Consider the following 24,046-nt stretch of genomic DNA (forward strand, 5'->3'; position numbering starts at 1 on the left):
TCCTGAAACCTGCCTTATTCTTAAGCATCCACCTACATAAACTTCGGTTTGTCGGCGCTGGTCAAGGTGTTCACCGCCGAATCAGACAAATCTGGAGGTAGGTCATCATGAAGTCGCTCGTTCAAGCCGTTGTCGTTGCTGCCGCTCTCGTTGCTCCGGTCGTTTCGTTCGCCCAGTCGGGTTCGACGATCACGCGAGCGCAGGTCCGTGCCGAACTGGTTCAACTCCAGCAGGCCGGTTACAACTCCGCCCGCGGCGAAGATCCGCACTATCCGGAAGCGATCCAGGCCGCAACGGCCCGTATCGCGGAGCAGCAGCGCAGTGCGTTGGCGCAAGCTCAAGGCGCCGACGCCAGCGGCTACGGTGCGCAGGCACGGGGCGCATCGGCGTCGGGTTCGCGTGCAATGGGCGTGCGCCCGGCCAACGCGGAAGAAATGAAGTCGCTGTATCGCGGCAGCTGAGCCGCATATCGCCCGGTGTGGGCAGGCGCGGGCGCGGCGCTGCATCGCGCCCGACGCCAGCCATCGGACCGGTCGCTGCCCGGCGCAGCCGATGATGGCGCGGGCGCGGCCGAACATCCGTCATGGATGGAGCGCGCGTAGCAGAACATCCGTCACCTCCTGCCGCCGAGCATCGGCGGCATTCCGCACGGCCCATCCGTGGCTGGGCGCTTTTTCGGAAGGCGCCGGGCGTGCGTTTCGCCGGCAACAAAAAACCCCGCAGACTTGCGTCATGCGGGGTTCGTGCGACGAGCGCGGAATTTGGTGGAGGCGGCGGGAATCGAACCCGCGTCCAGAAGCGCTCCACGACTAGTTCTACATGTTTAGTCCAGTCTTTTGATTTAACCGCAGCGACGCGGACGAACACGCTGCACTACGGCGATTCGCTAGATTTTCGACCCTGGCGTCGCGACGCCGACAGAGCTTAACTGACGTAAATGACCTCTGGCGGTATTGCTACCGGTCTTGCGACACTAGCCCGTCAGTGAACTAGGCAGAGGACGGCGGCCCTTAGGCTGCCAGTGCGAACGTTTCGTCGTTTGCAGTTACGATTTTCCCATTGATTAACGAGGTGACGGGTCCTCGACATGCCCTAGCCGCTTCACAACCCCTGTCGAAACCAGGTCGCCCCCGCGGTAAGATCGACCATTATAGCCCAACATCGCGCAGCAGGTCCCGCAGTTCCTGCGTCGTGTCGACGAGGTGCTGGGCCTGCCAGTCGGCCGGCGCGATGCCGTCGCCGCAATAGCCGTACGCGGCTGCCACGGTGGCCATGCCGGCGGCGCTGCCGGCCTGAATGTCGCGCAGGTCGTCGCCGACGTAGACGATGCGCGCGGGCGCGAGCGTCAACTGGCCGGCCGCATGCAGCAGCGGGGCCGGATGCGGTTTCGAGTGCGGCGTTGTGTCGCCCCCGACGACGCAGGCGGCGCGCGGCGCGAGACCGAGCAGCTCGACGAGCGGCGCCGTGAGCCGCATCGCCTTGTTCGTGACGATGCCCCAGCGCACGCCGCGCGCATCGAGTTCGTCGAGCACGTCGCCGATGCCGGGGAACAGCGTCGTCTGCACGCAGAGATCGGTCGCGTAGTTGACCAGAAATTCGTCGCGCATCGCTTCGTAGCCGGGCGTGTGCGGATCGATGCCGAACGCACCGCCGAGCAGGCCGCGGGCGCCCGCCGAGGCCAGCGGCCGCAACACGTCGAGCGACGTTTCGGGCAGGCCGCGCTCGCGCTGCATCTTGTTGACGGCTGCCGCGAGATCGGGTGCCGTGTCGGCGAGCGTGCCGTCCAGATCGAACAGGACCGCATCGCAGTGCAGCAGGCGCGGTTCGTCTGCGATCCGCGCGGTCGAAAGGGGAGTCGTCATGCCGGTCGGAGGGTCACGCGCCGCGGCGGCACGCGACGAGGTAGTTGATGTCGGTGTCGTTCGACAGCGCGAAGCGCTTGCCGATCGGGTGATACGTGATGCCCTTGAGCTCGACGATGTGCAGATCCGTTGCTCGTACGAAGCCGGCCAGTTCCGACGGGCGGATGAAGCGGGCGTAATCGTGCGTACCCTTCGGCAGCATTTGTGCGATGTATTCCGCGCCGATCACCGCGAACAGGTAAGACTTCAGGTTGCGGTTCAGCGTCGAGAAGAACACCCAGCCGCCCGGCTTCACGAGCGTCGCGCACGCGGCCACGATGTCGCCGGGCGACGGCACGTGCTCGAGCATCTCCATGCACGTGACGACGTCGTAGGTGCCCGGTTCGCGCGCGGCGATCGCTTCGGCGGCGATCGCCTCGTAATCGACCGAAATGCCGCTTTCGAGGCTGTGCAGGTCGGCAACGCCGAGCGCTTCGGTCGACAGGTCGATGCCTTTCACCTGGGCGCCGAGCCCGGCCATCGATTCGGACAGGATGCCGCCGCCGCAGCCGATGTCGAGCGCGCGCTTGCCGGCCAGGTGCGCATGCGCGTCGATCCAGCCGAGCCGGACCGGGTTCAGGTCGTGCAGCGGTTTGAATTCGGCATTCGGATCCCACCACCGGTGGGCGAGGTCGCTGAATTTCTGGAGTTCGTGCGGATCGGCGTTGGTCATGTCGGCAAACGGGCTACGAGAGGAGGGCGATGCTTCGGTGCGTCAGCCCCGAGTATATAAGCGGGCGGACGGCGAGGCCAGCGAGCGCCTGGACGCGCGTCAATGAAAAAGCCCCGCCGGGGCGGGGCTTTGAAGCAGTCGAGAACCGCGGCTTAGTTTGCCGGAACGGTCGTCTTCTGCACTTGCTGCGTACCAACCACTTCGACTTCCACGCGGCGATCCGGTGCGAGGCAGGCGATGAGTTGCTTGCGGTTCTTCTGGTTGCAGCCAGTCGTAACCGGGTTGCGCTTGCCCTTGCCTTCCGTGTAGATCTTGTTGGCCGGCACACCCTTGCTGACCAGGTACGACTTCACGGCTTGCGCACGGCGCAGCGACAGACGGTCGTTGTACTTGTCCGAACCGATACGGTCCGTGTAGCCCGTTGCGACGACCACTTCCGTGTTCATGCCTTCGATCTTCGAAGCCAGTTCGTCCAGCTTTTGCTTGCCCAGCGGCTTGAGCGTTGCCTTGTCGAAGTCGAACAGTGCGTCGGCTTGATACGTGATCTTCTGGCTCGTGATGGCCGGAGCGACCGGAGCGACCGGCGGCTGCGGTGCCTGGGCGACCAGTGCGCCATCGCACTTGGCGTTGGCGGTGGCCGGCGTCCAGAACGCGTCACGCCAGCAGAGCTCGTTCGTGCCGTTCATCCACACCCATTCGCCCGTGCCGTTCACCCAGTTGTCATTGACGGCTTGACGCGACGCCGGCACCGACTGTGCCGAAGCGGATGCAGCCATAACTGCGGTAGCTGCAATGAACGCGAGCTTTGAAAGTTTATTCATATTTCTCCTCTCGAAATTGAGATTACCGCAGGTTTACTGCGAGCCTGTTGACGGTGACAAGTCATACATTGCTCGAAGTATAACATTGGTGCGGCACAAAAAACGCGGCACCGCTCTGTGTAGACTTCGAGCAGCGTCTAACTTTCAGTGCGTTGGCATTTTGCCATATCGTTCCCTTCCTACGAAAAAAAATCCTCCCCACCCCAAGATCGCTTCAACTTTGTGGTGCATGCGCAACACCGCCCTGCCGTAACTTTTAGAAATTGTCAAGAGCGTGGCCGGGAAATCGCACGAAATGCACGCCGTCGTTTACTCGCGCGCATGAAGGAGGGCGGATGGGATCGCGTGCGATTTCGGCCGATTCGCCGCGGCAGCGATTTTTGCTGTTTACATATAGAGGGGGAGCGGATTGGCGGCTGATGGGCGCATGTTAGAATCTCGCGTTGCGTTGCGCTTGCAGCGCCCACGCGAAAGGCGTTCGCCGTCTTCGCTCCGAAACGATACGGATACATGGATCAATTCGCCAAAGAGACCCTGCCCACCTCCCTCGAGGAGGAAATGCGCCGTTCGTATCTCGATTACGCGATGAGCGTGATCGTCGGACGTGCCCTTCCGGATGTCCGCGATGGCCTGAAGCCCGTGCACCGGCGCGTATTGTTCGCGATGCACGAACTGAACAACGACTGGAACCGCGCGTACAAGAAATCGGCGCGTATCGTCGGTGACGTGATCGGTAAATATCACCCTCACGGCGATACCGCGGTCTACGACACGATCGTGCGGATGGCGCAGGACTTCTCGCTGCGCTACATGCTGATCGACGGGCAGGGCAACTTTGGCTCGATCGACGGCGACAATGCCGCGGCGATGCGTTACACCGAAATTCGCATGGCGAAGATCGGTCACGAACTGCTCGCCGACATCGACAAGGAAACGGTCGATTTCGAGCCGAACTACGACGGCAACGAAACGCAGCCGTCGGTCCTGCCGTCGCGTATTCCGAACCTGCTGATCAACGGCTCGTCGGGCATCGCGGTCGGCATGGCGACCAACATCCCGCCGCACAACCTGAACGAAGTCGTCGACGCGTGCCAGCATCTGCTCGGCAACCCGGAGGCGACGATCGACGAGCTGATCGAGATCATCCCGGCGCCGGACTTCCCGACGGCCGGCATCATCTACGGCGTCGCCGGCGTGCGCGACGGCTACCGCACCGGGCGCGGCCGCGTCGTGATGCGCGCGGCCACGCACTTCGAGGAGATCGACCGCGGCCAGCGGATGGCGATCATCGTCGACGAGCTGCCGTACCAGGTGAACAAGCGCTCGCTGCTCGAGCGGATCGCCGAGCTCGTCAACGAGAAGAAGCTCGAAGGCATTTCCGACATCCGCGACGAGTCCGACAAGAGCGGCATGCGCGTCGTGATCGAGCTCAAGCGCGGCGAAGTGCCGGAAGTGGTGCTGAACAACCTGTACAAGGCGACGCAGCTTCAGGACACGTTCGGCATGAACATGGTCGCGCTCGTCGACGGCCAGCCGAAGCTGCTGAACCTGAAGGAAATCCTGCAGTGCTTCCTGTCGCATCGACGCGAAGTGCTGACGCGTCGCACGATCTACGAACTGCGCAAGGCCCGCGAACGCGGCCACGTGCTCGAAGGTCTCGCGGTCGCGCTCGCGAACATCGACGAGTTCATCGCGATCATCAAGGCCGCGCCGACGCCGCCGATCGCGAAGCAGGAATTGATGGCGAAGCCGTGGGATTCGTCGCTCGTGCGCGAGATGCTGACGCGCGCCGAGAGCGAGAACGCGGCGGCCGGCGGCCGTTCCGCGTACCGTCCGGAAGGCCTGAACCCGGCGTTCGGGATGCAGACCGACGGGCTGTACCGTCTGTCCGACACGCAGGCGCAGGAAATCCTGCAGATGCGTCTGCAGCGCCTGACCGGCCTCGAGCAGGACAAGATCATCGGCGAGTACCGCGAAGTGATGGCACAGATCGCCGACCTGCTGGACATCCTCGCGCGCCCCGAGCGGATCACGACGATGATCGGCGAGGAGCTGACCTCGGTGAAGGCCGAATTCGGCGACGCGCGCCGCTCGAAGATCGAGCTGAACGCGACCGAGCTGAACACCGAGGATCTGATCACGCCGCAGGACATGGTCGTCACGATGTCGCATGCGGGCTACGTGAAGTCGCAGCCGCTGTCCGAGTACCGCGCGCAGAAGCGCGGCGGTCGCGGCAAGCAGGCCACGCAGATGAAGGAAGACGACTGGATCGAGACGCTCTTCATCGCGAACACGCACGACTACATCCTCTGCTTCTCGAACCGCGGCCGCGTGTACTGGGTCAAGGTCTATGAAGTGCCGCAGGGCTCGCGCAACTCGCGCGGCCGCCCGATCGTCAACATGTTCCCGCTGCAGGAAGGCGAGAAGATCAACGTCGTGCTGCCGGTCAAGGAATTCTCGGCCGACAAGTTCATCTTCATGGCGACGTCGCTCGGCACCGTGAAGAAGACGCCGCTCGAAGCATTCAGCCGCCCGCTGAAGAAGGGCATCATCGCGGTCGGCCTCGACGATGGCGACTACCTGATCGGTGCGTCGATCACCGACGGCGCGCACGACGTGATGCTGTTCTCCGACTCCGGCAAGGCCGTGCGTTTCGACGAGAACGACGTGCGTCCGATGGGGCGCGAGGCGCGCGGCGTGCGCGGCATGCAGCTCGAGGAGGGGCAGCAGGTCATCGCGATGCTGGTCGCGGGCAGCGAGGAGCAGACCGTGCTCACCGCAACCGAGAACGGCTACGGCAAGCGCACGCCGATCACCGAGTACACGCGTCACGGCCGCGGCACGAAGGGCATGATCGCGATCCAGACGTCCGAGCGCAACGGCAAGGTCGTGGCCGCCACGCTCGTCGACGCCGAGGATCAGATCATGCTGATCACCACGGCCGGCGTGTTGATTCGCACCCGTGTTTCCGAGATACGCGAGATGGGGCGCGCCACGCAAGGTGTTACACTCATCAGTCTCGATGAGGGTACCAAGCTCTCTGGCCTGCAGCAGGTCGCGGAGGCCGAAGAGGGAGAGGGCGAAGCCGACGAGGCGTCGGACGGCGAAGCCTGAAGAACGGATGAGACTCTGGCCGCCGCGGGCGAAAAGCGCCGCGGCCGGCGAGCAACCATTCATATTTCCAAAAGGGAGTGATGATGCAAAAGCAATTCAAGCAACTGGTTCTGCTGGCTGCACTGGTGCCGACGTTCGCGATGGCGCAGGCGCTGTCGAATTCCGCACCGGCTGCTCCGGCGGCAGCTGCGCCGATCGACGCCGACAAGAAGGCAGCGATCAAGGATCTGCTCGACGCGATCGACGCGCCGAAGCTCGTGTCGGCAATCGGCAACAGCGCCGAAATGCAGGCCAAGCAGCTCGTGCCGGCGATCCTGTCGGACGCGCTGTCGGAAAACAAGTCGCTGAACGACAAGCAGAAGCAGGCTGCCGTTCCGACGCTGCAGAAGAACGCGGTGCCGAAGCTGGTCGACGGCGCAGGCAAGGTGTTCGGCACGCAACAGTTCCAGAGCGACGCGATGTCGGCTCAGTACGACGCATACGCGAAGTACTACAGCACGTCGGAGATCAAGGATCTGACGACGTTCTACAAGAGCCCGACGGGCCGCAAGTTCATCCAGGTTCAGGATCAGGTCGGTCGCGACGTGGTCAACGGCCTGATGCAGAAGTACATGCCGCAAGCGATCCAGGCAACGCGTACGCAGGCTGACAAGGAAGTCGCAGCAGTCAAGCCGGGCAAGTAAGCTGTCCGGGCACGCCCCCGGCCGTTCGGCCGGGTTTGGCGGGAGCCTGACGACAGTGCGATAATGGCCGTTTGCGCGCGAGCGCAAGCGGCCATTTCTTTTCTGGCGCGTTTTGCCGGCGGCGAGCCGGTCGCGTCCCTCCCGAGGTTTTCACGATGCGCGTCTTTAATTTCTCCGCCGGCCCCGCGGCGATGCCCGAGGAAGTGCTGCGGCAGGCCGCCGACGAAATGCTCGACTGTCACGGCAGCGGCATGAGCGTGATGGAGATGAGCCATCGCGGCAAGGAGTTCATGTCGATCCACGAGGCCGCGCTGACCGACCTGCGCGACCTGCTCGGCGTGCCGGCGAGCCACCGGATCCTGTTCCTGCAGGGCGGCGGCATCGCGGAAAACGCGATCGTGCCGATGAACCTGCTCGGCTCGCGCAAGACGGCCGACTTCGTCGTGACGGGTTCGTGGTCGCAGAAATCGTTCGGCGAGGCGAAGAAGTTCTGCACGCCGCATCTGGCCGCGACCGGCAAGACGGAGGACGGCTTCACGCGTGCGCCCGCGCACGCCGAATGGCAACTGTCGGACGATCCCGCCTACGTGCATCTGTGCACCAACGAGACGATCGACGGTGTCGAGACGTTCGAGATCCCCGATCTCGGCGACGTGCCGCTGGTCGCCGATGTCTCGTCGCACATCCTGTCGCGCCCGATGGACGTCGCGAAGTACGGCGTGCTGTTCGGCGGCGCGCAGAAGAATATCGGAATGGCCGGCGTGACGGTCGTGATCGTGCGCGAGGATCTGCTCGATCGCGCGCTGTCGATCTGCCCGTCCGCGTTCGAATGGAAGACCATCGCCGCGAACAACTCGCTGTACAACACGCCGCCCACCTACGCGATCTACATCGCGGGCCTCGTGTTCCAGTGGCTGAAGCGGCAGGGCGGTCTCGAAGCGATCGAGGCCCGCAATATCGAAAAATCGAAGCTGCTCTACGACACGATCGACGCGAGCAGTTTCTATCTGAACAAGGTCGAGCCGGCAGCACGTTCGCGGATGAACGTGCCGTTTTTCCTGGCCGACGAAACGCGCAACGAAGACTTCCTTGCCGGCGCAAAGGCGCGCGGGCTGCTGCAGCTGAAGGGCCACAAGTCCGTCGGCGGCATGCGGGCGTCGATCTACAACGCGGTGCCGCTCGAGGGCGTGAAGGCGCTCGTCGAGTACATGAAGGATTTCGAGCAGCGCGGCGCCTGACGGCGGCGCTGTTCAAACAGCACGGCAAAACGCATGGACGACGAACTGAATTCCCGCCTGAAACCGCTGCGCGACCGCATCGACGCGATCGACGCGCAGCTGATCGCGCTCCTGAACCAGCGCGCCGCGGTGGCGCTGGAGGTGGGCGAGGTCAAGAAGCATTTCAATGCGCCGGTGTTCCGGCCGGAGCGCGAGCTGCAGGTGATCGCGCGGCTGCAGGACATGAGCGCCGGGCCGCTCGCGGGCGAGCACATCAGCGCCATCTGGCGCGAGATCATGGCGGCGAGCCGCGCGCTCGAGCAGACGATCCACGTCGCGTTCCTCGGGCCGGTCGGCACGTATAGCGAACAGGCGATGCTCGAGTATTTCGGCCAGTCGATCGAAGGGCTGCCGTGCCCGTCGATCGACGAGGTGTTCCGCTCGGTCGAAGCCGGGGCGTCCGCATTCGGTATCGCGCCGGTCGAGAATTCTACCGAAGGCGCCGTATCGCGCACGCTCGACCTGCTGCTGCAGACCCAACTGGTGATCAGCGGCGAGCTCGCGCTGCCGATCCATCACAACCTGCTCACGCAGAGCGGTACGCTCGACGGCGTGAAGCGTGTCTGCGCGCATGCGCAGGCGCTCGCGCAATGCCAGCAGTGGCTCGCGGCGAATGCGCCGCAGCTCGAGCGGCAGGCCGTGGCGAGCAACGCGGAGGCCGCGCGCCTTGCAGCGGCCGATCCGACCGTCGCGGCGATCGCGGGCGACCGCGCGGCCGCGCATTACGGCCTGCAGATCGCGTTCTCGCTGATCCAGGACGATCCGCACAACCGCACGCGCTTCGTGATCGTCGGCAAGCAGCCGGCCGGCCAGAGCGGTCACGACCAGACGTCGCTGATCGTGTCGGTGAAGAACGAGCCGGGCGCCGTGTTCAAGCTGCTCGAGCCGCTCGCGCGGCACGGCGTGTCGATGACGCGCTTCGAGTCGCGTCCGGCGCGCGTCGGCACGTGGGAGTACTACTTCTACATCGACATCGAAGGGCATCGCGACGATGCGGCGGTGGCGGCCGCGCTGGCGGAACTCGGCCAGAAGGCCGCGTTCCTGAAGATACTCGGTTCGTATCCACGCGCACGCTGACGGGCGGCGGCCCATCGCCTGCTTGCGCAGGCGTGGCGGCCGGGCGGGCAGGGCAGGCCGGTCGGCGCTGCCGAAGGCGGGTGCGGGCGGTATCCGGTGCAGGTTGCGCCGGGTGCGGGCCCGTTGCCCGGAATCTGGAATTCCGCATGCGGGGCATCGTTCCGCATGCGTAACTTGGCTCTTGTCGTGTCAGGCTTTGCATTCAACAAACTGGTCATCTTCGGCGTCGGCCTGATCGGCGGATCGCTGGCCCGCGCGCTGCGCGAGCGCGCGCCGGGCGGCGCGGGCGAGATCGTCGGCGTCGGCCGTTCGCGTGCGTCGGTCGAGCGCGCGCGCGCGCTCGGCGTGATCGACCGCGCGGCGGCGCTCGACGACGACGCGCAGGTGCGCGACGCCCTTGCCGGCGCCGATCTCGTCTTGCTGGCCGCGCCCGTCGCACAGACGGGCCCGTTGCTCGCGCGCATCGCGCCGTGGCTCGACGGCGCGACGATCGTCACCGATGCGGGCAGCACCAAGTCCGATGTCGTCGCGGCTGCGCGCGACGCGCTCGGCGCGCGGATCGCGCAGTTCGTGCCCGGTCATCCGATCGCCGGGCGCGAGTCGAGCGGCGTCGAGGCTGCGTTGCCCGACCTCTACGTCGGCCGCAACGTCGTGCTGTGCCCGCTGCCGGAGAACGCACCCGAAGCGGCGGCCCGGATCGACGCGATGTGGCGCGCGACCGGCGCCGACGTGCGCACGATGAGCACCGAACAGCACGATCGCGTATTCGCGTCGATCAGCCATCTGCCGCACGTGCTGTCGTTCGCGCTCGTCGAGCAGATTCTCGGCGAGGCCGACGCGGAACTGAAATTCTCGTACGCGGCCGGCGGTTTTCGCGATTTCACGCGCATCGCAGCGTCGAACCCGGAAATGTGGCGCGACGTGTGCGTCGCGAACCGCGCGGCGCTGCTCGACGAACTCGACGGCTACACGCGCGTGCTCACGCGGTTGCGCGCGGCGATCGACGCCGGCGACGGCGCGGCGCTCGAGGCCGTATTCACGCGCTCGCGCGCCGCGCGCAAGGCATGGCAGGAACGCGGCGGCACGCCCGCTGCCGAACCGGTCAAGAAATAACAGGACGATTCCCATGGACTACCTCGATCTCGGCCCGTACTCCAGCGCATCGGGCACCGTGCGCCTGCCCGGCTCGAAGAGCATTTCGAACCGCGTGCTGCTGCTCGCGGCGCTCGCCGAAGGCGAAACGACGATCACCAACCTGCTCGACTCCGACGACACGCGCGTGATGCTCGATGCACTCGGCAAGCTCGGCGTGAAGCTCGCGCGCGACGGCGACACCTGTGTCGTCGCCGGCACGCGCGGCGCGTTCACCGCGAAGACGGCCGACCTGTTCCTCGGCAACGCCGGCACGGCCGTTCGGCCGCTGACCGCCGCGCTCGCGGTGAACGGCGGCGACTACCGCGTGCACGGCGTGCCGCGCATGCACGAGCGGCCGATCGGCGATCTCGTCGACGGCTTGCGCCAGATCGGCGCGCAGATCGACTACGAGCAGAACGAAGGCTACCCGCCGCTGCGGATCAAGCCCGCGACGATCTCGGTCGATGCGCCGATCCGCGTGCGCGGCGACGTGTCGAGCCAGTTCCTCACCGCGCTGCTGATGACGCTGCCGCTCGTGAAGGCGAAGGACGGCCGGACCGTCGTCGAAGTCGACGGCGAGCTGATCTCGAAGCCGTACATCGACATCACGATCCGGCTGATGGAGCGCTTCGGCGTGACCGTCGAGCGCGACGGCTGGCAGCGCTTCGTCGTGCCGGCCGGCGTCCGCTACCGCTCGCCGGGGCGGATCATGGTCGAGGGCGACGCGTCGTCCGCGTCGTACTTCCTCGCGGCCGGCGCGCTGGGCGGCGGCCCGCTGCGGGTCGAGGGCGTGGGACGGGCGAGCATCCAGGGCGACGTCGGCTTCGCGAACGCGCTGATGCAGATGGGCGCGAACGTGACGATGGGCGACGACTGGATCGACGTGCGCGGCATCGGCCACGATCACGGCAAGCTCGAGCCGATCGACATGGACTTCAACCTGATTCCCGACGCGGCGATGACCATCGCGGTCGCGGCGCTGTTCGCGAGCGGCACGAGCACGCTGCGCAACATCGCGAGCTGGCGCGTGAAGGAAACGGACCGCATCGCCGCGATGGCGACCGAGCTGCGCAAGGTCGGCGCGATCGTCGAGGAAGGTCCCGACTATCTCGTCGTCACGCCGCCGGAAACGCTCACGCCGAACGCGGCGATCGATACGTACGACGATCACCGGATGGCGATGTGCTTCTCGCTCGTCAGTCTGGGCGGCGTGCCCGTGCGGATCAACGATCCGAAGTGCGTCGGCAAGACGTTCCCCGACTATTTCGACCGCTTCGCCGCGCTCGCCAAGGCCTGAGCCGACTGTTCCGATGAAATCGACCCGACCCTTTCACCCGACTCCCGTCATTACGATCGACGGCCCGACCGCTTCCGGCAAGGGCACCGTCGCGGCGCTCGTCGCCGCCCACCTCGGCTTTCACCTGCTCGACAGCGGCGCGCTGTACCGGCTCGCGGCGCTCGCGAGCGTGCGCTACGGCATCGCGGCGGAGGACATCGACGCGCTTGTGAAGCTGATCGACGATCTGCACATCACGTTCCGCGAAGGTTGCGCGCAGCTCGACGGCGTCGACGTGTCGAACGACATTCGTGCCGAAGCGGTCGGTAACCGCGCGTCGGCCATTGCCGTGCACGGCCCCGTGCGCACCGCGCTCGTCGCGCGTCAGCGCGCGTTCCGCAAGACGCCGGGCCTCGTGGCGGACGGGCGCGACATGGGCACCGTGATCTTCCCGGACGCCGTGCTGAAGGTGTTCCTGACGGCCAGCGCCGAGGCACGCGCGACCAGGCGGCATAAGCAATTGATGCAAAAAGGTTTTTCTGCTAATATAGATGACTTGCTCCGGGATCTTCGTGAACGTGACGCGCGCGACAGCAATCGCGCGGCCGCGCCGCTGAAGCCTGCGGCAGATGCCAAGCTGCTCGATACGTCGGCACTTTCGGTCGATGAAGCCGTCGATCAGGTGCTGCAGTGGTACCGGGCGCTCGGCCAGCCCGCCTGAGAAGGCGGGCAGCGGTAGGTGCTCCGCGTCTAAGCGCGGAGCGTGTTTCGAACCCTTAACCCCGTGTGGTCTTCGATCTGGCCCTTTCAGCCTGCCATTCCGGCCGGCGTGGCACAGCGAGCCATGCACAATCAGATTTTTATGTCCGACCTGCAAACCTCCACCCCGAATACCGAATCCTTTGCGGCTCTGTTCGAAGAGTCGCTGACCCGCCAAGACATGCGCGCCGGCGAAGTGATTTCCGCCGAAGTCGTGCGCGTCGACCACAACTTCGTGGTCGTCAATGCAGGCCTGAAGTCCGAGGCTTACATTCCGATCGAGGAATTCCTGAACGATCAGGGCGAGGTTGAGGTGCAGTCGGGCGACTTCGTGTCCGTCGCGATCGACGCACTCGAAAACGGCTACGGCGACACGATCCTGTCGCGCGACAAGGCGAAGCGCCTTGCATCGTGGCTGTCGCTGGAAAAGGCGCTCGACAACAACGAGCTCGTCACCGGCACGATCACCGGCAAGGTGAAGGGCGGCATGACCGTGATGGTCAACGGCATCCGCGCATTCCTGCCGGGTTCGCTGGTCGACACGCGTCCGGTCAAGGACACGACCCCGTACGAAGGCAAGACGCTCGAGTTCCGCGTGATCAAGCTCGATCGCAAGCGTAACAACGTCGTGCTGTCGCGTCGTGCAGTGATCGAAGCAACGCAAGGCGAAGAGCGCGCGAAGCTGCTCGAGACGCTGAAGGAAGGCGCGATCGTCAACGGCGTGGTCAAGAACATCACCGATTACGGCGCGTTCGTCGACCTCGGCGGCATCGACGGCCTGCTGCACATCACCGACATCGCATGGCGTCGTGTGCGTCACCCGAGCGAAGTCCTGTCGGTTGGCCAGGAAGTCACCGCGAAGATCCTCAAGTTCGACCAAGAGAAGAACCGCGTCTCGCTGGGCATCAAGCAACTGGGCGACGATCCGTGGGAAGGCATCTCGCGCCGTTACCCGTCGGGCACGCGCCTGTTCGGCAAGGTCACGAACATCACCGACTACGGCGCATTCGTCGAAGTGGAATCGGGCATCGAAGGCCTCGTCCACGTGTCGGAAATGGACTGGACCAACAAGAACGTCGCGCCGTCGAAGGTTGTCCAGCTGGGCGACGAAGTCGAAGTCATGGTCCTCGAGATCGACGAAGACCGCCGCCGTATCAGCCTCGGCATGAAGCAGTGCAAGCCGAATCCGTGGGATGACTTCAGCCGCAACTTCAAGAAGGGCGACAAGATCACGGGCGCAATCAAGTCGATCACCGACTTCGGCGTGTTCATCGGTCTGCCGGGCGGCATCGACGGCCTGGTCCACCTGTCGGACCTGTCGTGGAGCGAAGCCGGCGAAGAAGCCGTTCGCAAGTACAAGAAGGGCGACGAAGTCGAGGCAATCGTGCTCGGTATCGACGTCGAGAAGGAGCGTATTTCGCTCGGCATCAAGCAGCTCGAAGGCGACCCGTTCAGCAACTACGTTGCAATGAACGACAAGGGCTCGCTCGTCGACGGCGTCGTGAAGACGGTCGATGCGAAGGGTGCGGTCATCACGCTGACGGGCGACATCGAAGGCTACCTGCGCGCGTCGGAAATCTCGCAGGATCGCGTCGAAGACGCACGCAACGTGCTGAAGGAAGGCGACAAGGTCAACGCGATGGTGATCAACATCGATCGCAAGTCGCGCGGCATCAACCTGTCGATCAAGGCGAAGGATTCGGCCGAACAACAGGAAGCGATCCGCGGCCTGCAGTCGGACTCCAGCGCTGCTGCGACCGGTACGACCAACCTCGGCGCGCTGCTGAAGGCGAAGCTCGACGGCCAGAACCAGTAAGCCTTACGAGGTCTGCTGAAGTATGACCAAATCCGAGTTGGTCGCGCAGCTGGCATCGCGATTTCCGCAACTTGTCCTCAAGGATGCGGATTTCGCGGTGAAAACGATGCTCGATGCGATGTCCGACGCCCTGGCGAAAGGGCATCGCATTGAAATTCGGGGTTTCGGCAGCTTTGGCCTCAATCGTCGCCCGGCGCGCGTCGGACGCAACCCGAAGTCGGGGGAGAAAGTGCAGGTGCCCGAGAAGTTCGTGCCGCACTTCAAACCTGGCAAGGAATTGCGTGAACGCGTCGACGGCCGCGCCGGTGAGCCGCTGAAGGCTGACGATCCGGACGACGAGCGTTGAGCGTCGTTCGGTGTGCCCGGAACCTGTCCGGCGAAGGCTGAAAAGAAAAGCGCCCCTTGCGGGCGCTTTTTTCATTTCCGGCAACCGATGCGCAACGCCGCGCACAGGATGTGCGCAGCCGCGGAAACGCTTCCTTTACAATACGGGTCGATTCGGTGCGACGAAGGGGAGTCGCGCGCCGCGGCAAACCTCAACAAAGAGAGGGCTTCATGAAGTTTATCGTCTGGCTGATCCGGGTATTGGTGTTCGTCCTGCTGCTGGTGCTTGCGCTGGCCAATACGCAAACCGCGACGCTGAATTTCGTTGCCGGCTACGCATGGCAAGCGCCGCTGATCCTGATCGGCCTGGCATTCTTCGCCGTGGGGCTGCTGGCCGGCCTGCTGTCCGCGCTGCCTTCGATCTTTCGCCTGCGCCTCGAGAACGGGCGTTTGAAGCGCGATCTGCGCGCGGCGCGTGAAACGCCTGCCGTCATCGACCAGCCGCCGATGCCGCCCGTCATTTAACCCGGACGCCGCGCGATCATCGCGCGGTTTTCGTCTCTGCTTCGATATTTCGCATGGATCTGGATTTCTGGTGGTTGCTCGCGATTCCGGTCGCGTTCGCGCTCGGTTGGGCGGCGTCACGCTATGACCTGAAGAATCTCCTGTCGGAGAGTGCCAACCTGCCGCGTTCTTATTTCCGCGGCCTGAATTTTCTGTTGAACGAACAACCCGACAAGGCGATCGATGCGTTCATCGAGGTGGCCAAGCTCGATCCCGAAACGGTCGAGCTGCACTTCGCGCTCGGCAACCTGTTTCGCCGTCGCGGCGAGACCGACCGCGCGATCCGCGTGCACCAGAACCTGCTGAGCCGCACCGACCTGCCGGTCAACGAGCGCGACCACGCGCTGTACGAACTGGGCCAGGATTTCCTGAAAGCCGGCTTGCTGGATCGCGCGGAAGAGGCATTCCACAAGCTCGCGGACGGCGACTACGCGCTCGGCGCACAGCGGGCGCTGCTGACGATCTACGAGATCGAGAAGGACTGGAACAAGTCGATCGATACGGCGAAGCGCATCGAGTCGATGAGCGACAAGCCGCTCGGCATCGAAATCGCGCAGTTTCACTGCGAACTCGCGCAGGACGCGCTGCAGCGCAAGAATGCAGCCGCGGCCGCGGAGCAACTGCGGCTCGCGCTGACCGTGAATCCGCAGAACGTCCGTGCGACGGTTCTGTCTGGCGACGCGGCGGAAGCGGCGGGCGACCACGCGGCCGCGATCGAGCACTGGAAGCGCGTCGAAGCGCAGAATCCGGCCTATCTGCCCCTCGTGGCCGACAAGCTGATGAAGGCGTACGTCGCGCTCGGCAAGAACGTCGAAGGCGCCGAGCTGCTGATGGGGTACGTCGATCGTTATCCGTCGAACGACCTGCTCGACATCGCCTATCAGCATATCGCGGGGCTGCGCGGCCAGGATGCGGCGCACACGCTCGCGCGCACGCAGATGGAAAAATCGCCGAACCTGTCGGGAATGCTGCACCTGCTCGATGCGCAGATCGCGGCGGCCGAGGAACCGCGCCGTAAGGAACTTGAAATGATGCTTGCGCTGATCAAGCAGCGCACGAAAAATCTGCCACGGTATACGTGCCAGAATTGCGGTTTCCGGGCACGGCTCTTCTACTGGCAGTGCCCCGGATGCAGCGGCTGGGAAACCTATGCGCCGCGCCGCGTCGAACCTGCGATGCCGGGCTGATCCCGGCCGCGGAGCCGACGCGCCGCGGTTGCCGGCGGGCTCGTCCCGGCGGCCAAGTTAGTCAATTACCGGGAAGTACCGGAACATCTATGAAAATCACCATCATCGGCACCGGCTATGTCGGCCTCGTCACGGGCGCCTGCCTCGCGGAGATCGGTCACGACGTCTTTTGTCTCGACGTCGATCCGCGCAAGATCGACATCCTGAACAACGGCGGGATGCCGATTCACGAACCGGGGCTGCTCGACATCATCGCGCGCAACCGCACGGCGGGGCGCCTGCGTTTCTCGACGGACATCGAGGCGAGCGTCGCGCACGGCGAGATCCAGTTCATCGCGGTCGGCACGCCGCCCGACGAGGACGGCTCGGCCGACCTGCAGTACGTGCTCGAGGCCGCGCGCAACATCGGCCGCCACATGACGGGCTTCAAGGTGATCGTCGACAAGTCGACGGTGCCGGTCGGCACCGCGCGGCGCGTGCACGGCGTGGTCGACGAGGCGCTTGCCGCACGCGGGCTCGCGGGCAGCGTCGCGCATCGCTTCTCGGTCGTGTCGAACCCGGAATTCCTGAAGGAAGGCGCGGCGGTCGAGGACTTCATGCGCCCGGACCGGATCATCATCGGCGTCGACGACGACGAGACGGGCACGATCGCGCGCGAGAAGATGAAGAAGCTCTATGCGCCGTTCAACCGCAACCACGAGCGCACGATCTACATGGACGTGCGTTCGGCCGAATTCGCGAAATATGCGGCGAACGCGATGCTTGCGACGCGCATCTCGTTCATGAACGAGATGTCGAATCTCGCCGACAAGGTCGGCGCCGACATCGAGGCCGTGCGCCGTGGGATCGGCTCCGATCCGCGCATCGGCTATCACTTCCTGTACGCCGGCGTCGGCTACGGCGGCTCGTGCTTCCCGAAGGACGTGCAGGCGCTGATCCGCACCGCGGGCGAGAACGGCCAGCCGCTGCGCATCCTGGAGGCCGTCGAGGCCGCCAACCATGCCCAGAAGGACGTGCTGATCGGCAAGATCGAGCAGCGCTTCGGCGCCGACCTGACCGGGCGCGAGTTCGCGGTCTGGGGCCTGGCGTTCAAGCCGAACACCGACGACATGCGCGAGGCGCCCAGCCGCCGCCTGATCGCCGCGCTGCTCGAACGCGGTGCGACCGTGCGCGCCTACGATCCGGTCGCCGTCGACGAAGCGCGGCGCGTGTTCGCGCTGGATTTCGGCGACGATGCGGACGTGCTGGCGCGACTGCATCTCGTCGACACGCAGGACGTCGCGGTCACGGGCGCGGACGCACTCGTGATCGTGACCGAGTGGAAGGAATTCCGCAGCCCCGATTTCACGCGCCTGAAGGCCGAACTCAAGGCGCCGGTGATCTTCGACGGGCGCAACCTGTACGAGCCGGACGCGATGGCCGAACTGGGCATCGACTACTACGCGATCGGCCGGCCGTATGTCGATCCCCAGTCGTTCTCCCGTGGCTGAACGTACGATGAATACTCTTCGCGAAATCGTTCCGGTGCCGCGCGAGCAACTTGCGCGCTCGCGTGTGCTCGTCGTCGGCGACGTGATGCTCGACCGCTACTGGTTCGGCAACGTCGATCGCATTTCGCCTGAAGCGCCGGTGCCGGTGGTGCACGTGCAGCGTCAGGAAGAGCGGCTCGGCGGCGCGGCCAACGTCGCGCGCAATGCCGTGACGCTCGGCGGCCAGGCTGGGCTGCTGTGCGTGGTCGGTTGCGACGAGCCCGGCGAGCGGATCGTCGAGCTGCTCGGCAGCAGCGGCGTGACGCCGCATCTCGAGCGCGATCCGGCCTTGCCGACCACGATCAAGCTGCGCGTACTCGCGCGCCAGCAGCAGCTGCTGCGCGTCGACTTCGAGGCGATGCCGACGCACGAGGTGTTGCTCGCGGGGCTCGCGCGCTTCGATGCGCTGCTGCCGCAGCACGACGTCGTGCTGATGTCGGATTACGCGAAAGGCGGTCTCACCCACGTCACGACGATGATCGAGAAGGCGCGTGCGGCCGGCAAGGCGGTTCTGGTCGACCCGAAGGGCGACGACTGGGCACGCTATCGCGGCGCATCGCTGATCACGCCGAATCGCGCCGAACTGCGCGAGGTGGTCGGGCAGTGGAAATCGGAAGACGACCTGCGCGCGCGCGTCGCGAATCTGCGTGCGGAGCTCGGCATCGACGCGTTGCTGCTCACGCGTTCGGAAGAGGGCATGACGCTCTTTTCCGCGGGCGGCGAACTGCATGCGCCGGCGCTCGCGCGCGAAGTGTTCGACGTGTCGGGCGCGGGTGACACCGTGATCGCGACGGTCGCGACGATGCTCGGCGCCGGTGTGCCGCTCGTCGACGCCGTGGTGCTCGCGAATCGCGCGGCAGGCATCGTGGTCGGCAAGCTCGGCACGGCCACGGTGGACTACGACGAACTGTTTCACTGAGCGCATTCGGCGGCGCGACGAGCGCGCCGCCCGAGTGGCTCGCACTTTTCAGGCAGGACGATCATGACCCTCATCGTCACCGGCGCGGCCGGTTTTATCGGCGCGAACATCGTCAAGGCGCTCAACGAGCGCGGCGAGACGCGCATCATCGCGGTCGACAACCTGACGCGCGCGGACAAGTTCCGCAATCTCGTCGACTGCGAGATCGACGATTATCTCGACAAGACCGAATTCGTCGAACGCTTCGCGCGCGGCGATTTCGGCAAGGTACGCGCGGTATTTCATGAAGGCGCCTGTTCGGACACGATGGAAACCGACGGCCGCTACATGATGGACAACAACTTCCGCTACAGCCGCGCGGTGCTCGATACCTGCCTCGCGCGGGGCACGCAGTTCCTGTATGCATCGTCGGCCGCGATCTACGGCGGCTCGACGCGTTTCGTCGAGGAACGCGACGTCGAGGCGCCGCTGAACGTGTACGGCTATTCGAAGTTCCTGTTCGACCAGGTGATCCGTCGCGTGCTGCCGAGCGCGAAGAGCCAGATCGCGGGCTTCCGCTATTTCAACGTGTACGGCCCGCGCGAGACGCACAAGGGCCGCATGGCGTCGGTCGCGTTCCACAACTTCAACCAGTTCCGCGCCGAAGGCAAGGTGAAGCTGTTCGGCGAGTACAACGGTTATGCGCCGGGCGAGCAGACGCGCGATTTCGTGTCCGTCGAGGACGTGACCAAGGTGAACCTGTTCTTCTTCGATCATCCGGAGAAGTCGGGCATCTTCAATCTCGGCACGGGCCGGGCGCAACCGTTCAACGATATCGCGTCGACGGTCGTGAACACGCTGCGCGCGCTCGACAACCAGCCGCCGCTGACGCTCGCGCAGCAGGTCGAGCAGGGGTTGATCGAATACGTGCCGTTCCCCGATGCGCTGCGCGGCAAGTACCAGTGCTTCACCCAGGCCGACCAGACGAAACTGCGCGCGGCCGGCTACGACGCACCGTTCCTGACCGTGCAGGAAGGCGTCGACCGCTACGTCCGTTGGCTATCCGGCCAGGTTTAAACCGGCGCGTTGCATCGATAGACTGGGTCTCACGGTCGGCAGCCGCCGGCCGTTTTTCTTCGGAGATCCAGCACATGATCAGGAAATGGTTTGCCGCAGCGGTCATGCTCGGCGCAGTGGCGTCGGCCTGGGCTGCCGTCGACGTCAACACGGCGAACGAGGATGCGCTCGTCGGCATCAAGGGCATCGGTCCGGCGCGGGCGAAGGCGATTCTCGACGAGCGCGGCGCACACGGGCCGTTCAGGAATGCGGACGATCTCGCCACGCGCGTGAAGGGCATGGGCGGGCATACCGTCGCGCGGCTTCAGGAGGAAGGGTTGACGATCGGCGCGGCCGCCGCCGCCGCGGGCACGACGCCGTCGGCCGCAGGCAAGCCGGCGGCAGCGAAACCTGCCGCCGCACCGGCTCGCACCGCGCAGAAATAACGGGTCGCGCGTACCCGACAAACGGCTCCTTCAGTCGCCGTCGTTGCGACGGCTTCCCGCGGCATGCCGCGGGTTTTTTTGCGTGGGGCGGCATGCGCGGCGATCGCGACCCGCGCGGCACGCGTATTCCATCGTTGCAATGGGGTTGCCGGCGCGCGTGCCGGTGCTGGTTTACAATCGACCGATTGATCGGCCTCGTACTCACGGTATATCCATGGCTTACAAAACTATCGAAGACACGATCGGCAATACGCCGCTCGTGCAACTGGTCCGCCTGCCGGACGACGAGATTCGTGCCCGCAACAACGTGGTGCTCGCGAAGCTCGAGGGCAACAATCCGGCCGGTTCCGTGAAGGATCGCCCGGCGCTGTCGATGATCAGCAAGGCCGAGGCGCGCGGGCGCATCAAGCCGGGCGATACGCTGATCGAGGCGACGAGCGGCAACACGGGCATCGCGCTCGCGATGGCCGCGGCGATCCGCGGCTACAAGATGGTGCTGGTCATGCCGGAGGATCTGTCGGTCGAGCGCCGCCAGAGCATGGCGGCTTATGGCGCCGAAATCATCCTGACGCCGGTGAAGGGCGGGATGGAGCTGGCGCGCGACCTCGCGGAGCAGATGCAGCGCGAAGGCAAGGGCGTGATCCTCGATCAGTTCGGCAACCCCGACAATCCCGTCGCGCACTACGAAGGAACGGGGCCGGAGATCTGGCGCGATACCGAAGGGCGCATCACGCACTTCGTGTCCGCCATGGGCACGACGGGCACGATCATGGGCACGTCGCGCTACCTGAAGGAACAGAATCCGGCGATCGAGATCGTCGGTGCGCAGCCGGAAGACGGCTCGCGTATTCCCGGCATCCGCAAGTGGCCGGAAGCGTACATGCCGACCATCTTCGATCGCAGCCGCATCGACCGCGTCGAGAACGTGAGTCAGGCCGCGTCGGAAACGATGACGCGCCGGCTCGCGGCGGTCGAAGGCATCTTCGCGGGCATTTCGTCGGGCGGCGCATGCGAAGTCGCGATGCGCATCGCGCGTCAGGTCGAGAACGCGACGATCGTGTTCATCGTCTGCGATCGCGGCGACCGCTACCTGTCCACGGGCGTGTTCCCCGCCTGAGCGAGAGAGTGCGCGATTCGCGCATCGATAAAAAAACGCCGCTTCCGCGGCGTTTTTTCTTTGGGCGGCCCGTGCTTACTGCGGCTGCGTCCCGGCAGCGGCGGGTTGCAGCGCACCGCTCGCTTCCATCTGCGCTTTCACGGCCTCGCCGAGCTGGTACACGGTGAGCGCGTAGAAGAAACTGCGGTTGTAACGCGTCAGCACGTAGAAGTTCTTCAGGCCAATCATGTATTCGGTCGCGCGCCCCGGCGTCGGCAGATCGACCACGGTTACCGGCGTGCCGGCTTCGGTCGTGATGTTGACCGTCGGCTCGTTCAACGTCATGCCCGCGCGCAGCAGTTGCGACAGCGCCCAGTGCGGTTCGGGCTGGCCGTCGGCGGCGGCCTGTGCGATGCCCAGGCTGCCTGTATCGGGCGTGATCTGCCAGACCACCGGGCGGTCGGTTTCCCAGCCGTGCTGCTTCAGGTAGTTCGCGACGCTGCCGATCGCATCGACAGGACTGCTGCGCAGATCGACGTGACCCGTGCCGTCGAAGTCCACCGCATATTCGCGGATGCTGCTCGGCAGGAACTGCGGAATCCCGATCGCGCCGGTGTACGAGCCGAGCACGGTGGTGGGGTCGAGCTGATTGTCGCGGGTCCAGACCAGGAAGTCTTCGAGGTTCTTGCGGAACGTGGCCTGGCGGCTGTCGCGATTCGGCGTGTCCGGGTAGTCGAACGTGAGCGTCGTCAGCGCGTCGAGCACGCGGAAATTGCCCATGTAGCGGCCGTAGATGGTCTCGACGCCGATGATGCCGACGATCACCTCGGGCGGCACGCCGAACTGCTCGGACGCGCGCTGCAGGGTGGCCTGGTTCGCCTTCCAGAACTTCACGCCCGCGTTGATGCGGATCGGCTCGATGAAGCGCGAGCGATAGACGCGCCAGTTCTTGACCGTCGGCGACGGGGCCGGCCTCACGAGCTTGACGGCCGTCGCCGAGTAGCTGATGCGCGAGAACAGCGCATGCAGGCTCGCCGAATCGAAGCCGTTGCGGCTCACCATCTCGTCGATGAACGCGTCGACCTTCGCATTGTTCGCATAACGCTGCGGAACGATTTCCTCTTCGAAGGTCTGGCCTTGCGGCGTCGGCTGCTGCGGCTGGGCCTGGGCGACGAGCGTGCCGGCGGGCTTCGCGGGCTGCGTCTGCGCCACGGCCGGCGCGGTGCCGAGGGCCGCGGCGAGGGCAGCGGCGACGAGCGGAGCGCGAACGCGGAACAGCGCGGAGAGAAGGACGGCAGGCTTGCTGGGATTCATGTCGAAGCGGGCGGACAGGGCGATTGTGTTCGGCGCAGTATACCCGACGCATCCGGCGCGCCGGGCCGATGTCGGCCCTCGTTGTGGTAAGTTAGCGGCGAATTCGCGGCAGACGATGGACATCATTGAGGGAGACCTGCGACGCACCGTGCGCCGCGGATGACAGCTTATGGCAACCGCTTTCTATACGCACCCCGACTGCATGCTGCACGAGATGGGGGAATGGCATCCGGAATGTCCGGCGCGCCTGTCGGCGATCCAGGATCAACTGATCGCGAGCCGCATCGACGACCTGATCGTGCACGAAACCGCGCCGTTCGCGAGCGAGGTCGCGCTGGGCCGTGTGCACACGCAGGCGCACATCGACTACATCCGGAGCATGACGCCGGTCGACGGTTACGTCGAGATCGATCCCGACACGCTGATGAATCGCGACACGTGGCGCGCGGCACTGCGTGCGGCCGGCGCCGCGATCGCGGCGACCGACGCGGTGATCGAAGGCCGCTATGCGAATGCGTTCTGCGGCGTCCGTCCGCCCGGCCACCATGCGGAGCCTGCGCGCGCGATGGGCTTCTGCTTCTTCAACAACGTCGCGATCGCCGCGCGGCACGCACTCGACGTACACGGCATCGAGCGCGTCGCGATCATCGATTTCGACGTGCATCACGGCAACGGCACCGAGGCGGCGTTCGCGAATGACGAACGCGTGCTGATGTGCAGCTTCTTCCAGCATCCGCTGTATCCGTTCTCGGGCGTCGATCATCAGGCGCCGAACATGGTCAATCTGCCGATGCCGGCACGCAGCAACGGCATGGCGATCCGCGAAGCCGTCGACATGTTCTGGCTGCCGCGCCTCGACGCGTTCAAGCCGCAGATGCTGTTCGTGTCGGCCGGCTTCGATGCGCATCGCGAGGACGACATCGGCAATCTCGGCCTCGTCGAAGCCGACTTCGAATGGCTGACCGCGCGGATCGTCGACGTGGCGCGCCGGCATGCGCAGGGCCGTATCGTCAGCTGCCTCGAGGGCGGCTACAACCTGTCCGCGCTCGGGCGCAGCGTCGTCGCGCACCTGCGCGTGCTGGCCGGTATCTGATTTCCGCT

At 65.3% G+C, this 24,046-nt stretch carries 22 protein-coding genes and 1 other RNA gene; 18 read left to right on the top strand and 5 right to left on the bottom strand.

Annotation, left to right across the window (positions count from 1 at the left end; genetic code table 11):
* The first annotated feature begins 107 nt into the window (after positions 1-107).
* Positions 108-461, top strand: coding sequence for a DUF4148 domain-containing protein (locus CFB46_RS08995; RefSeq protein ID WP_089499793.1), 354 nt, complete (start codon positions 108-110; stop codon positions 459-461).
* Positions 462-762: 301 nt separating this feature from the next.
* Here CFB46_RS08995 and ssrA read toward each other — a convergent pair.
* The 4 genes from ssrA to ompA form a co-directional block, all read right to left on the bottom strand.
* Positions 763-1,132: a transfer-messenger RNA gene (gene ssrA / locus CFB46_RS09000) on the bottom strand.
* 16 nt (positions 1,133-1,148) lie between these two features.
* Positions 1,149-1,862, bottom strand: a complete 714-nt coding sequence (gene gph / locus CFB46_RS09005) for a phosphoglycolate phosphatase (RefSeq protein ID WP_089499794.1) — start codon at positions 1,860-1,862, stop codon at positions 1,149-1,151.
* Positions 1,863-1,875: 13 nt separating this feature from the next.
* Complete coding sequence (ubiG, locus tag CFB46_RS09010) at positions 1,876-2,574, bottom strand: bifunctional 2-polyprenyl-6-hydroxyphenol methylase/3-demethylubiquinol 3-O-methyltransferase UbiG (protein ID WP_089499795.1); 699 nt, start codon at positions 2,572-2,574, stop codon at positions 1,876-1,878.
* A 152-nt stretch (positions 2,575-2,726) separates the two neighbouring features.
* The gene (ompA, locus tag CFB46_RS09015; RefSeq protein WP_006476579.1) at positions 2,727-3,395 is read right to left on the bottom strand and encodes an outer membrane protein OmpA; all 669 of its coding nucleotides are present in this window, start codon (positions 3,393-3,395) and stop codon (positions 2,727-2,729) included.
* 510 nt (positions 3,396-3,905) lie between these two features.
* Between ompA and gyrA the strand changes: the two genes are divergently transcribed.
* The 16 genes from gyrA (at position 3,906) to cysM (ending at position 21,652) form a co-directional block, all read left to right on the top strand.
* A complete protein-coding gene (gene gyrA / locus CFB46_RS09020; RefSeq protein WP_027783860.1) occupies positions 3,906-6,509 on the top strand; it encodes a DNA gyrase subunit A in 2,604 nt (867 codons plus the stop codon).
* A gap of 83 nt (positions 6,510-6,592) precedes the next feature.
* The gene (locus tag CFB46_RS09025) at positions 6,593-7,192 is read left to right on the top strand and encodes a DUF2059 domain-containing protein (RefSeq protein ID WP_027783861.1); all 600 of its coding nucleotides are present in this window, start codon (positions 6,593-6,595) and stop codon (positions 7,190-7,192) included.
* A 155-nt stretch (positions 7,193-7,347) separates the two neighbouring features.
* Positions 7,348-8,430, top strand: coding sequence for a 3-phosphoserine/phosphohydroxythreonine transaminase (serC, locus tag CFB46_RS09030; protein WP_089499796.1), 1,083 nt, complete (start codon positions 7,348-7,350; stop codon positions 8,428-8,430).
* A gap of 33 nt (positions 8,431-8,463) precedes the next feature.
* Positions 8,464-9,546, top strand: a complete 1,083-nt coding sequence (pheA, locus tag CFB46_RS09035) for a prephenate dehydratase (RefSeq protein WP_027783863.1) — start codon at positions 8,464-8,466, stop codon at positions 9,544-9,546.
* 186 nt (positions 9,547-9,732) lie between these two features.
* Entirely contained in the window at positions 9,733-10,659 is a 927-nt protein-coding gene (locus tag CFB46_RS09040) for a prephenate dehydrogenase (RefSeq protein WP_027783864.1), read from the top strand.
* A 13-nt stretch (positions 10,660-10,672) separates the two neighbouring features.
* A complete protein-coding gene (gene aroA / locus CFB46_RS09045; protein WP_089499797.1) occupies positions 10,673-11,977 on the top strand; it encodes a 3-phosphoshikimate 1-carboxyvinyltransferase in 1,305 nt (434 codons plus the stop codon).
* Positions 11,978-11,990: 13 nt separating this feature from the next.
* A complete protein-coding gene (cmk, locus tag CFB46_RS09050; RefSeq protein ID WP_006476573.1) occupies positions 11,991-12,677 on the top strand; it encodes a (d)CMP kinase in 687 nt (228 codons plus the stop codon).
* Positions 12,678-12,818: 141 nt separating this feature from the next.
* Positions 12,819-14,531 carry a 30S ribosomal protein S1 gene (rpsA, locus tag CFB46_RS09055; protein WP_027783866.1) on the top strand — a complete coding sequence of 571 codons (1,713 nt, stop codon included), beginning with the start codon at positions 12,819-12,821 and terminating at the stop codon, positions 14,529-14,531.
* A 22-nt stretch (positions 14,532-14,553) separates the two neighbouring features.
* Positions 14,554-14,877, top strand: a complete 324-nt coding sequence (locus CFB46_RS09060) for an integration host factor subunit beta (protein ID WP_006486894.1) — start codon at positions 14,554-14,556, stop codon at positions 14,875-14,877.
* A 209-nt stretch (positions 14,878-15,086) separates the two neighbouring features.
* Positions 15,087-15,380, top strand: coding sequence for a lipopolysaccharide assembly protein LapA domain-containing protein (locus CFB46_RS09065; RefSeq protein ID WP_012328123.1), 294 nt, complete (start codon positions 15,087-15,089; stop codon positions 15,378-15,380).
* 53 nt (positions 15,381-15,433) lie between these two features.
* A complete protein-coding gene (gene lapB, locus CFB46_RS09070) occupies positions 15,434-16,606 on the top strand; it encodes a lipopolysaccharide assembly protein LapB (protein WP_089499798.1) in 1,173 nt (390 codons plus the stop codon).
* Between the two features lie 89 nt (positions 16,607-16,695).
* A complete protein-coding gene (locus CFB46_RS09075; protein WP_089499799.1) occupies positions 16,696-18,096 on the top strand; it encodes a UDP-glucose dehydrogenase family protein in 1,401 nt (466 codons plus the stop codon).
* 7 nt (positions 18,097-18,103) lie between these two features.
* On the top strand, positions 18,104-19,054 hold the full coding sequence (gene rfaE1 / locus CFB46_RS09080) for a D-glycero-beta-D-manno-heptose-7-phosphate kinase (protein WP_089499800.1): 951 nt from the start codon (positions 18,104-18,106) through the stop codon (positions 19,052-19,054).
* Between the two features lie 63 nt (positions 19,055-19,117).
* Complete coding sequence (gene rfaD / locus CFB46_RS09085; protein WP_027783869.1) at positions 19,118-20,110, top strand: ADP-glyceromanno-heptose 6-epimerase; 993 nt, start codon at positions 19,118-19,120, stop codon at positions 20,108-20,110.
* Between the two features lie 74 nt (positions 20,111-20,184).
* Positions 20,185-20,535 (top strand): ComEA family DNA-binding protein, encoded by a 351-nt coding sequence (locus CFB46_RS09090; RefSeq protein ID WP_089499801.1) that lies wholly within the window; start codon positions 20,185-20,187, stop codon positions 20,533-20,535.
* A 214-nt stretch (positions 20,536-20,749) separates the two neighbouring features.
* Positions 20,750-21,652 (top strand): cysteine synthase CysM, encoded by a 903-nt coding sequence (gene cysM, locus CFB46_RS09095; protein ID WP_089499802.1) that lies wholly within the window; start codon positions 20,750-20,752, stop codon positions 21,650-21,652.
* A 75-nt stretch (positions 21,653-21,727) separates the two neighbouring features.
* Here the strand turns inward: cysM and mltB are convergent, their stop codons facing one another.
* A complete protein-coding gene (mltB, locus tag CFB46_RS09100) occupies positions 21,728-23,071 on the bottom strand; it encodes a lytic murein transglycosylase B (RefSeq protein ID WP_179235054.1) in 1,344 nt (447 codons plus the stop codon).
* 43 nt (positions 23,072-23,114) lie between these two features.
* On the opposite strand from mltB, the gene CFB46_RS09105 reads away from it, so the two are divergent.
* The gene (locus tag CFB46_RS09105) at positions 23,115-24,038 is read left to right on the top strand and encodes a histone deacetylase family protein (protein WP_089499803.1); all 924 of its coding nucleotides are present in this window, start codon (positions 23,115-23,117) and stop codon (positions 24,036-24,038) included.
* The last annotated feature ends 8 nt before the right edge of the window (positions 24,039-24,046 follow it).

The sequence above is a fragment of the Burkholderia sp. HI2761 genome (genome assembly GCF_002223355.1).
In the GTDB taxonomy this organism is placed as follows: domain Bacteria; phylum Pseudomonadota; class Gammaproteobacteria; order Burkholderiales; family Burkholderiaceae; genus Burkholderia.

Bases quoted from the DNA above. Each gene is read 5' to 3' on its own strand.
- ompA (WP_006476579.1), bottom strand. From the start codon at position 3,395: ATGAATAAACTTTCAAAGCTCGCGTTCATTGCAGCTACCGCAGTTATG.
- CFB46_RS09065 (WP_012328123.1), top strand. From the start codon at position 15,087: ATGAAGTTTATCGTCTGGCTGATCCGGGTATTGGTGTTCGTCCTGCTG.
- CFB46_RS08995 (WP_089499793.1), top strand. From the start codon at position 108: ATGAAGTCGCTCGTTCAAGCCGTTGTCGTTGCTGCCGCTCTCGTTGCT.
- gyrA (WP_027783860.1), top strand. From the start codon at position 3,906: ATGGATCAATTCGCCAAAGAGACCCTGCCCACCTCCCTCGAGGAGGAA.
- cmk (WP_006476573.1), top strand. From the start codon at position 11,991: ATGAAATCGACCCGACCCTTTCACCCGACTCCCGTCATTACGATCGAC.
- pheA (WP_027783863.1), top strand. From the start codon at position 8,464: ATGGACGACGAACTGAATTCCCGCCTGAAACCGCTGCGCGACCGCATC.
- serC (WP_089499796.1), top strand. From the start codon at position 7,348: ATGCGCGTCTTTAATTTCTCCGCCGGCCCCGCGGCGATGCCCGAGGAA.
- ubiG (WP_089499795.1), bottom strand. From the start codon at position 2,574: ATGACCAACGCCGATCCGCACGAACTCCAGAAATTCAGCGACCTCGCC.
- rpsA (WP_027783866.1), top strand. From the start codon at position 12,819: ATGTCCGACCTGCAAACCTCCACCCCGAATACCGAATCCTTTGCGGCT.
- lapB (WP_089499798.1), top strand. From the start codon at position 15,434: ATGGATCTGGATTTCTGGTGGTTGCTCGCGATTCCGGTCGCGTTCGCG.
- rfaD (WP_027783869.1), top strand. From the start codon at position 19,118: ATGACCCTCATCGTCACCGGCGCGGCCGGTTTTATCGGCGCGAACATC.
- gph (WP_089499794.1), bottom strand. From the start codon at position 1,862: ATGACGACTCCCCTTTCGACCGCGCGGATCGCAGACGAACCGCGCCTG.
- mltB (WP_179235054.1), bottom strand. From the start codon at position 23,071: ATGATGTCCATCGTCTGCCGCGAATTCGCCGCTAACTTACCACAACGA.
- cysM (WP_089499802.1), top strand. From the start codon at position 20,750: ATGGCTTACAAAACTATCGAAGACACGATCGGCAATACGCCGCTCGTG.
- rfaE1 (WP_089499800.1), top strand. From the start codon at position 18,104: ATGAATACTCTTCGCGAAATCGTTCCGGTGCCGCGCGAGCAACTTGCG.
- CFB46_RS09090 (WP_089499801.1), top strand. From the start codon at position 20,185: ATGATCAGGAAATGGTTTGCCGCAGCGGTCATGCTCGGCGCAGTGGCG.
- CFB46_RS09075 (WP_089499799.1), top strand. From the start codon at position 16,696: ATGAAAATCACCATCATCGGCACCGGCTATGTCGGCCTCGTCACGGGC.
- CFB46_RS09060 (WP_006486894.1), top strand. From the start codon at position 14,554: ATGACCAAATCCGAGTTGGTCGCGCAGCTGGCATCGCGATTTCCGCAA.
- CFB46_RS09105 (WP_089499803.1), top strand. From the start codon at position 23,115: ATGGCAACCGCTTTCTATACGCACCCCGACTGCATGCTGCACGAGATG.
- aroA (WP_089499797.1), top strand. From the start codon at position 10,673: ATGGACTACCTCGATCTCGGCCCGTACTCCAGCGCATCGGGCACCGTG.
- CFB46_RS09025 (WP_027783861.1), top strand. From the start codon at position 6,593: ATGCAAAAGCAATTCAAGCAACTGGTTCTGCTGGCTGCACTGGTGCCG.